This window comes from Actinoallomurus sp. NPDC050550 (assembly GCF_040655075.1).
GTDB lineage: Bacteria > Actinomycetota > Actinomycetes > Streptosporangiales > Streptosporangiaceae > Actinoallomurus.
Genome location: NZ_JBFAJC010000020.1, coordinates 164,162 through 173,123, shown reverse-complemented (window position 1 = coordinate 173,123; position 8,962 = coordinate 164,162). Strand labels below are relative to the sequence as shown.

Sequence of the window (8,962 nt, the reverse complement as noted above, 5' to 3'; positions counted from 1 at the left end):
TGGGATCGACTGAAGGGCGCTGCGCTGCCGCCGGCCGCCGCCCCGGCCGCGCGGGGGGGGCGGGGGGGGGCGGCGCGGGGCGCTCCGGCGGCCGCGGCCCCCCCCCCCCACGGCTCGGTGTCGAAGGAGGAGCGGGCCGGCATCGAGGAGTCGCTGAAGGCCGGGCGGCTGCCCGCCGTCGTGGCGACGTCGAGCCTGGAGCTCGGCATCGACATGGGCGCCGTGGACCTGGTGGTGCAGGTCGAGTCGCCGCCGTCGGTGGCGGCGGGGCTGCAGCGGATCGGCCGGGCGGGCCATCAGGTGGGGGCGGTCTCGAAGGGCGTGATCTTCCCGAAGTACCGCGGCGACCTCGTGCAGACGGCGGTGGTGGCGGAGCGGATGCGCGACGGGCGGATCGAGGAGCTGCGGTACCCGCGCAACCCCCTGGACGTGCTGGCCCAGCAGATCGTGGCGATGACCGCGATGGACGAGTGGCCGGTCGACGAGCTGGAGACGCTCGTACGGCGGGCCGCGCCGTTCGCGACGCTGCCGAGGTCGGTGCTGGAGGCGACGCTCGACATGCTCGCGGGCCGGTATCCGAGCGACGAGTTCGGCGAGCTGCGCCCGCGCCTGGTGTGGGACCGCGTTGCCGGGGTGCTGCGCGGGCGGCCCGGCGGCCAGCGGCTGGCGGTGACGAGCGGCGGCACGATCCCAGACCGCGGGCTGTTCGGCGTGTTCCTCGTCGGCGAGAAGTCCTCGCGGGTCGGGGAGCTCGACGAGGAGATGGTGTACGAGTCGCGGGTCGGCGACGTGTTCGTCCTGGGCGCGAGCTCGTGGCGGATCGAGGACATCACGCCGGACCGGGTGCTGGTGTCCCCCGCTCCCGGGCAGCCGGGGAAGCTGCCGTTCTGGCACGGCGACGCGCCGGGGCGGCCGGCGGAGCTGGGCCGGGCGCTGGGGGCGTTCAGCCGGGAGCTGTCCACGCTGGAGCCGGAGAAGGCCCGCGAACGCCTGTGCGCGACCGGCCTGGACGACTGGGCGGCCGGCAACCTCCTCGCGTACCTCGCCGAGCAGCGGGAGACCACCGGCTACGTCCCCGACGACCGTACGCTCGTGGTCGAGCGGTTCCGCGACGAGCTCGGCGACTGGCGGGTGGTCGTGCACTCGCCGTTCGGGGCGCCGGTGCACGCGCCGTGGGCCCTCGCGATGGCCGCGCGCCTGCGGGAGCGGTACGGCGTCGAGGCGCAGGCGGTGCACTCCGACGACGGCATCGTGCTGCGGGTGCCCGACACCGGCGCCGCGTTCGACGAGACCGGGGCGGCCCCGCCGGCGGGCGACCTGGCGGTGTTCGACCCGGAGGAGATCGAGCGGATCGTCACCGACGAGCTGGGCAACTCCGCGCTGTTCGCCTCGCGGTTCCGCGAGTGCGCGGCGCGGGCCCTGCTGCTGCCGCGCCGCAACCCGGGCCGCCGCATGCCGCTGTGGCAGCAGCGGCAGCGTGCCGCGCAGCTGCTGTCGGTGGCGAGCCGGTACCCCTCGTTCCCGATCGTGCTGGAGACGGTGCGGGAGTGCCTGCAGGACGTCTTCGACGTGCCGGGCCTGGTGGCGCTGATGCGGGAGCTGGCGAGCCGCAAGACGCGGCTGGTCGAGGTCGAGACGCCGGTGCCGTCGCCGTACGCCCGGTCGCTGCTGTTCGGGTACATCGGCGCGTTCATGTACGAAGGGGACGCCCCGCTCGCCGAGCGGCGCGCGCAGGCCCTGGCGCTGGACTCGACGCTGCTGGCCGAGCTGCTGGGCCAGGCGGACCTGAGGGAGCTGCTCGACCCCGAGGTGGTCGCCGAGGCCGATCGTGAGCTGCGGCGGCTGACGCCCGAGCGGCATGCCCGGGACGCGGAGGGCGCGGCCGACCTGCTGCGGGAGCTGGGCCCGCTCGGCACCGACGAGCTCGTCGAACGCGGCGTCGACCCCCGGTGGCTCGTGGAGCTGGAGGAGGCCCGCCGGGCGATCCGGGTGCGGATCGGCGGCGTCGAGCGCTGGGCCGCGATCGAGGACGCCGCGCGACTGCGCGACGCGCTGGGCGTCCCGCTGCCCGTCGGGGTGCCGGAGGCGTTCCTGGAACCGGTGGCCGACCCCCTCGCCGACCTGCTGAGCCGGCACGCCCGGACGCACGGGCCGTTCCACGCCGCCGACGTCGCGGCGCGGTTCGGCCTGGGCGTCGCGGTGGTGACCGACGGGCTGCGGCGGCTGGCCGCGGCGGGCCGGGTGGCCGAGGGCGACTTCACCCCTGGGGAGCGCGGTACGGAGTGGTGCGACGCCGGGGTGCTGCGGATGCTGCGCCGCCGATCGCTCGCCCGGCTGCGGGCCGAGGTGGAGCCGTCGCCGCCGGAGGCCCTGGCGCGATTCCTGCCGGCCTGGCACGGCATCACCGCGCGCGGCTCGGGACCACGTGGCATCGACGCGCTGGTGCACACGATCGAGCAACTGCAGGGCGCGGCGGTGCCCGCCTCCGCGCTGGAGTCGCTGGTCCTGCCCGCCCGCGTGCCCGGCTACTCCCCCGCGATGCTGGACGAGCTGACCGCCTCCGGGGAGGTCGTGTGGGTGGGACAGGGCGGGCTGCCGGGCGGTGACGGCTGGGTGTCGCTGTACCTCGCGGACACCGCCCCGCTGCTGATGCCCGAGTCCGCGGAGATCACGCTGACGCCGCTGCACGAGCGCGTGCTGGAGTCGCTGTCCGACGGCGGCGCGGTGTTCTTCCGCACGCTGTCCGACCGCGTCGGGTCCCAGAACGACCAGGAGCTCGTGACCGCGCTGTGGGACCTGGTGTGGGCGGGACGCCTCACCAACGACACCCTCGCCCCGCTGCGCGCCCGGCTCGGCGCGGGCCGGACGACGCACCGGCCCCGTACGCGCCGCAGGCCGGCGATGCCGTCGCGCACCGGTCCGCCGACCGTCGCGGGCCGCTGGTGGCTGCTGCCCGAGCCGGAGACCGACGCGACCCGGCGCGGCCACGCGCTGGCCGAGACGCTGCTCGACCGGTACGGCGTCGTGATCCGCGGCGCGGTCATGGCCGAGCGGACGCCGGGCGGGTTCGCCGCGGTGTACCCGGTGCTTCGGGCGTTCGAGGAGTCGGGCCGGTGCCGGCGCGGCTACTTCGTCGAGGGGCTGGGCGCGGCGCAGTTCGCGCTGCCCGGCGCGGTGGACCGGCTGCGCGCGACGCGACCCGACGCCGACGCGCCGCGCGCCGTCGTGCTCGCGGCGACCGACCCGGCCAACCCGTACGGCGCGGCCCTGCCCTGGCCGGAGCGGGCCGGGGAGGTCGCGAGCGGGCACAAGCCGGGCCGCAAGGCCGGGTCGCTCGTCGTGCTGGTCGAGGGCCGTCTGACGCTGTACGTCGAACGCGGCGGCAAGACGCTGCTGTCGTGGGGCGAGGAGGACCTCCAGCCCGCCGTCGACGCGCTCGCCCTCTCCGTACGGGACGGCGCGCTCGGGCGGCTCACGGTCGAGCGCGCGGACGGCACGTCGATCGTCGACTCCCCGCTCGCCGCCGCCCTGGAGGCCGCCGGGTTCCACCCGACACCACGCGGACTCCGACTCCGGGCCTGACCCCGGCCGACCACATCCACGCCCGCTTCCACCGACACCACGCGGACTCCCGCTCCGGGCCTGACCCCGGCCCACCATGTCCGCGCCGCTGAACGGTGTCACGCGTTACGGTTGCGCCGTGGCACGTCCCTACACCTTCATCGACCCGGCCGGACTCACGTCGGAGCAGGTCGTACAGATCCGGGCCTGGCGGGTGGATCAGGAGATGACCTGGCGCGGAGTCGCCCAGGCCGCAGCCGATGCCTGGGGCTCGGATCACGGCGGCAACCAGATCGCCGGGGAGGAGTTGTGCCGCGCGGCCGCCCTCGTCCTGGGCGAGGATCCCTCCTCGGATCCCTGGAACTAGGGCGTGTCCGCGTCTGCCCGGCTGCGTACCGGGTGGTTCGGCTCAGCCGCCGACGGGATCGTGAACGCCTGATACGACACGGCCACGCCAGGTACGCAACACCGGGCCGAGTTTCGCGATGTCAGCGGTCACGAGAACTCATCTTCGCACGCGGCGCGAAGCCCAAGGTGGTAGCGGTCTTCCTACCGAACTCCCGTCCCTGGCCGGCGGCGCGGCGGCCGACGAAGCTCACTGACATGACCTTCACCTTCTCCCACGACCACGTGGGCATCACGGTCAAGCCAGATGACCTCGACGCCACCATCGCGTGGTACTCGCGCAACCTCGGTTTCACCGTCGACCGGCGATTCGCGTCCCACGGCACGACATTCGTCTACCTCACCGCCGGTGACGTCAAGATCGAGCTCCTCACGGGCGCGTCCAACCGCGGCGGGGCACCGGCCGACAACGTCCTCCTGAGCATGGACCCGTCGCGCCTGCACCACCTCTGCCTCGCGGTAGCAGATCTCGACGCGGCAGTGTCCCGGCTGCTTGAACTCGACGTGCCGTTGATCGGCGGCCCCATGGAGATACCGGAGATCGGCCGGCGCATCGCGTTCGTCACTGACAACGTCGGCACCATCATCGAGGTCGCCGGGCCCGGCACCTCGCCCTCCAGCCGGAACGGACGGGCATGATGCCGGGCCGCGCGGACTTCACCGGAACGCCGGACGCCGGGCAGACCCGCTGGCAGCCCGCCGAGGTGACGAGCCCGCGTCTCGGTCGTCCCGTCCCGGTCATCGCCGCCAGGGACATCCCCTACATCCGCAGCGCCAACCGGTTCCAAAACCTCAGCATCTACCTGCCGCGGACGCCGGAGACCGCCGGCTTCATCGACACTCCCGTCACGTCCCTCCCAGGAGCCGACTTCCCGGCACGGCTCCCTCGGTACCTCGTGCACATCCACGGCGGGGCCTGGCGCGACCCGCGGCTCACCTCCGCCTCGATCGAGCCCGCCGTCGCCCACGCCTTCTCGGGCGGCGTGCTCGCCGGCGAGGAACAGGCCCCGGTCACCGCCATCGCGTCCCTCAACTACACGGTCTCCCAGTTCGACTACCCCGCTCCGCCGTTCATGGCGGACCCTCCCGTTCCTTACGACGCCATCAGGGACGGTCACGCCGATCCGGCCCGCGAGGCCGTCCATCCTCAGCACGTCGGCGACGTACTGCACGGCCTGGCCGTGCTCGGCTCCCTAGGCCTCACCAGCGGGTCCTACATCCTGTCCGGCCACAGCTGCGGCGCCTGCCTGGCGTTCCAAGCCATCCTCCAGCCCCCGCGGCACTACGGCCTCGGACACCTCCCCGAGCCACCCTGCCCTGGCGCGCTGCTCGGCCTCAGCGGCCTGTACGACCTGCCCGCGCTCGCGACACTGGACGGGCTGGGCGCCTCCCACGCCCACCTCCGTGACGACTACGAGCTATTCCTGTCCAGGGCATTCGGAACGGACCAGGGCACCTGGCCGGACGTGAGCCCGGCCAGGTTCGACCCGGCGGTCATCGCCGGGCGAATCCGCGAAGGCAACGCGCCCCGGCTGGCCGTGCTGGACCAGAGCACCGAAGACCAGCTCGTACCGATGAACCAGAAAGACCGGCTGACCGCCGCCCTGGCCAACGTCGCCGGGCTCCGGGTCGCCCAGGGACGCCGGCTCACCGGCAGGCACGCGGCCCCCTGGGAGGAAGGCATCATGATCTATCAGAGCCTCCTCGACACCCTCCGGCTCCTGCGGGAGAACCGATGAGCGTCCTCCGCGAAGTCCGCGGAGGCGGGGGTCAGCCGCAGTGCGTCCAGCCGCTCGCCCAACTCGCCGTCGCGGATGAGCCTCCCCACCGTACGCACTTGCCCTTGGCGGGCAGCTTCACCGGCCCGGCGAAGAAGGGACCGGTGGCCGACCTGGTTCCCTGGCCGCCGTCCTTGACCGCGAGCGACGCGGTCATGTTCGGCTTGTCGCCGGTGGACTTGGGGACCATGGTGACGACGCAGTTCGCGCCGTTGCCGTTGTTGTAGAGCAGGTAGGCGGTCGCCTGGCCGAGGCCGTGCTGGTCGATGACCTGGAAGCCCGCGCCGCACAGTCGCACGGGGGTGTACGGGTTGGCCTTCGCGGTCTTCTTGGCGCTCGGCGAGTGTGACGGCGTCTTCTTGTGCGTCGGCCGGTGAGACGGCCTGCCGGAGGGCCTCTTCTTAGCCTTGTGCGACTTGTCGGTGTTCGCCGCGGCCGGGGTGCCCGAGCCGTCGTCGTTGTTCATCGCGGCCCAGACGACGCCCCCGCCCGCCAGCAGCAGGACGGCGGCGGCGATCACGGCGATGATGCCGCCCACGCCGCGCCTCCTCGGCGGGGGCTCCCCGCCATAGGCGGGCGGCGCGACCGGGGGCAGGTTGTAGGTGCCTCCGTCGGCCGGATGGTAGGCCCCTGGCGGTGGTGCGGAGGGCCCCGGCCCGTACGAGGGCATTCGCTGGGTGGGCGGCGTGCCCGCGGCGGGCATCCGCGCCGTGCCGCCGGGCGCGCCGGCCGGTGGCATGACCTCGGTCGCGCCGCCGGGCGGACCGACCGGCGGGAGCATCTCCGTGCCGCCGCCGGGCGCGGGCCCGCGCCCGGCCGGGTCGAGGGAGGTCCGCAGGTCGCCCGCGCCGCCGGGAACGCCGGGCGCCCCTCCGGAAAGGCCGGACGCTCCGAGGCCCGCGGCGGCTCCGGCGGCTCCGGCGGCGCCGGACGCTCCGAAGGCGGATGAGGTGGCGCCCTGCCCCATCAGCTCGTCCATCAGCTGCCGCGCGGTGGGACGCCGTGCCGGGTCCTTGGCGAGAGAGGCGGCGACGACGTCCCGCAGCCGTCCGTCGAGGGTCCCGAGGTCGGGCTCCTCGTGGAGGATGCGGTGGATCACGGTGGGGATCGACTTGTTGCCGAACGCGGGGGTGCCCGTGGCGGCGAACACGATCGTGACGCCCCACGCGAACATGTCGGTCGCCGGGCCGACGCGGCCCTCGGTGAGCTGCTCGGGGGCCATGAACGCGGGAGTTCCGACGATCTGGCTGGCGGCGGTGGTGCCGCTCGCGTCGAGGGCACGGGCGATGCCGAAGTCGATCACGACCGGGCCGTCGGGGCCCATGAGGACGTTGCCGGGCTTGAAATCACGGTGGACGACGCCGGCCTGGTGGATGGCCGCGAGGGCGGTGGCGGTGTTGATCGCCAGCCGGTCGAGCGCGGCGGCCTGGCGGGGTCCCTCCTGCCGGAGCTGCTGCTGCAGCGACGGCCCGGGGACGTACTCGCTGACGATGTAGGGACGGTCGTCGGCCAGGCCCGCGTCCAGGACCTGCGCGGTGCAGAACCGGGCGACCCGCTTGGTGACCTCGACCTCGCGGACGAACCGCGCGCGGGCTCCCTCGTCCTCCATCAACTGGGCCTGTAGGACCTTGATCGCGACGTTCTCGCCGGTGGCGCCGCTGCCGAGGTAGACGACTCCCTGCCCGCCCTCGCCGATACGCCCGGTCACCTCGTACGCCCCCAGCCGCCGGGGATCCCCGTGCGTGAGCGGCTGGACATTCGGCACGGCGGCCTCCCGATCGATCGACATGGACGCCGCAGAACCTATCAACGTCGCTCAAATGATCTGAACACGACGGCGGAACTCACCCAAAGCGCAACGCTGCGTCACGACCGGGAAGCGCTCAGGGCCTGTCTCAAAGCGGGGCTTTGAGGCAGGCCCTAGGCGGGCGACGCGGAGAAGACGTCCTCTCGGGCGCGGTCGAGGGCGGCGAGGATCGCTCCCCGCAGGACGGGGTTGCCCTCGACCCGGGTCAGGGCGACGCGCGGCCGGGTGGGGCAGATCCGCCCGACGGCCTCCTCGATGAGCCCGGCGAGCCGTTCCCCTCCGGCCCTCCCGATGTCCCCGGCGATCACGACCAGCTCGGGGTCCAGCACGATCGTCACGGACGCGACGCCGTACGCGAGGCGCGTGGCGAGCTCGCGCATGAACGGGTCGCCGTCCTCTCCGGCCCCGGCCGCCGTCCGCACGCACTCGGTCGCGGTCGGGGCGGCGAAGCCGTGCCGGTCGGCGAGCTCGCGGATCGCGTCGGCGCCGGCGAGCGCGCCGAGGCCACCGCCGAGTGCCGGCATCTCCCAGGTCAGCGACTCGGTGTCCTCATCGGGCAGCGGCATGCCCGGCACGGGGAGGTAGCCGATCTCCCCGGCGCCGCCGGAGACACCGCGGTGCAGGCGGCCGCCGATCATGACGGCGAGGCCGATGCCGCGGGTCGCCCACAGCAGGGCGAAGTCGTCGACGTCCCGGGCCGCGCCATCGGCGCGCTCGGCGAGCGCGGCGAGGTTCACGTCGTTCTCGATGGTGACCTCGAGCCGCAGGTCGCGACGGAGCGCCTGGAGGATGCCCGCGTGCCAGTGCGGCAGGTCGTAGATGAACTGCACGTCCCCGGTGCGCGGGTCGATGACCCCGGGGGTGCCGAGGACCAGCGCGCGCAGTTTGGCGAGCGGGATCCGGGCCGAGCGGCAGGCCTTGACGACGACGTCGTGGATGACGGACACCGGGTCGTCCGCGCCGTTCGGGTCGACGGTCACCTCGGCGGCGATCTCTCCGGTGATATCGGCGATGCCGGCCGTCACGCGGTTGGGGCCGACCTCGAGGCCGGCGACGTACGCGCTGGAGGGCACGACGGCGTACAGGGCGGCGTTGGGCCCTCGGCCGCCGGCCTGTTCGCCGACGACGGACACGAGGCCGCGCTCTTCCAGCCGGGAGAGCAGCTGAGACGCGGTGACCTTGGACAGGCCCGTGTGCTGACCGATCTGCGCCCGGGTGAGCGGGCCCGAGCTCACGAGAAGATCCAGGGCGGATCGGTCGTTGAGCTCGCGCAGCAGCCTTGGCGTCCCCGGGCGACTCGGCATCCCCGACTCCCTTCCGTATCGATTTGCTAACGACCTATTACTTAGGAAAGTTTCCTGTTAGTTTAGCCGCAAGCAAGTCCAGATCCCAACTTTAGGCACGAGACGCT

At 73.7% G+C, this 8,962-nt stretch carries 6 protein-coding genes; 4 read left to right on the top strand and 2 right to left on the bottom strand.

Going from position 1 to position 8,962, the window contains the following annotated elements:
- The 4 genes from AB0I04_RS27035 to AB0I04_RS27020 form a co-directional block, all read left to right on the top strand.
- Positions 1-3,582, top strand: a 3,582-nt coding sequence (locus tag AB0I04_RS27035; protein ID WP_360889959.1) for a helicase-related protein, incomplete at its 5' end; no start/stop codon positions are given.
- A 118-nt stretch (positions 3,583-3,700) separates the two neighbouring features.
- On the top strand, positions 3,701-3,928 hold the full coding sequence (locus tag AB0I04_RS27030) for a hypothetical protein (protein ID WP_360889956.1): 228 nt from the start codon (positions 3,701-3,703) through the stop codon (positions 3,926-3,928).
- Positions 3,929-4,164: 236 nt separating this feature from the next.
- A complete protein-coding gene (locus tag AB0I04_RS27025) occupies positions 4,165-4,605 on the top strand; it encodes a VOC family protein (RefSeq protein ID WP_360889953.1) in 441 nt (146 codons plus the stop codon).
- Positions 4,602-5,705, top strand: coding sequence for a hypothetical protein (locus AB0I04_RS27020; RefSeq protein WP_360889950.1), 1,104 nt, complete (start codon positions 4,602-4,604; stop codon positions 5,703-5,705). Before AB0I04_RS27025 ends, AB0I04_RS27020 begins: the two co-directional genes overlap by 4 nt.
- A 31-nt stretch (positions 5,706-5,736) precedes the next feature.
- Here AB0I04_RS27020 and AB0I04_RS27015 read toward each other — a convergent pair whose 3' ends face one another.
- The gene (locus AB0I04_RS27015) at positions 5,737-7,533 is read right to left on the bottom strand and encodes a protein kinase (protein ID WP_360889947.1); all 1,797 of its coding nucleotides are present in this window, start codon (positions 7,531-7,533) and stop codon (positions 5,737-5,739) included.
- Between the two features lie 131 nt (positions 7,534-7,664).
- On the bottom strand, positions 7,665-8,855 hold the full coding sequence (locus AB0I04_RS27010; RefSeq protein WP_360889944.1) for an ROK family transcriptional regulator: 1,191 nt from the start codon (positions 8,853-8,855) through the stop codon (positions 7,665-7,667).
- Between the last annotated feature and the right edge of the window lie 107 nt (positions 8,856-8,962).

Excerpts from the sequence above, each read along its gene's own strand:
- AB0I04_RS27025 (WP_360889953.1), top strand. The coding sequence starts at position 4,165 with ATGACCTTCACCTTCTCCCACGACCACGTGGGCATCACGGTCAAGCCA.
- AB0I04_RS27020 (WP_360889950.1), top strand. The coding sequence starts at position 4,602 with ATGATGCCGGGCCGCGCGGACTTCACCGGAACGCCGGACGCCGGGCAG.
- AB0I04_RS27015 (WP_360889947.1), bottom strand. The coding sequence starts at position 7,533 with ATGTCGATCGATCGGGAGGCCGCCGTGCCGAATGTCCAGCCGCTCACG.
- AB0I04_RS27010 (WP_360889944.1), bottom strand. The coding sequence starts at position 8,855 with ATGCCGAGTCGCCCGGGGACGCCAAGGCTGCTGCGCGAGCTCAACGAC.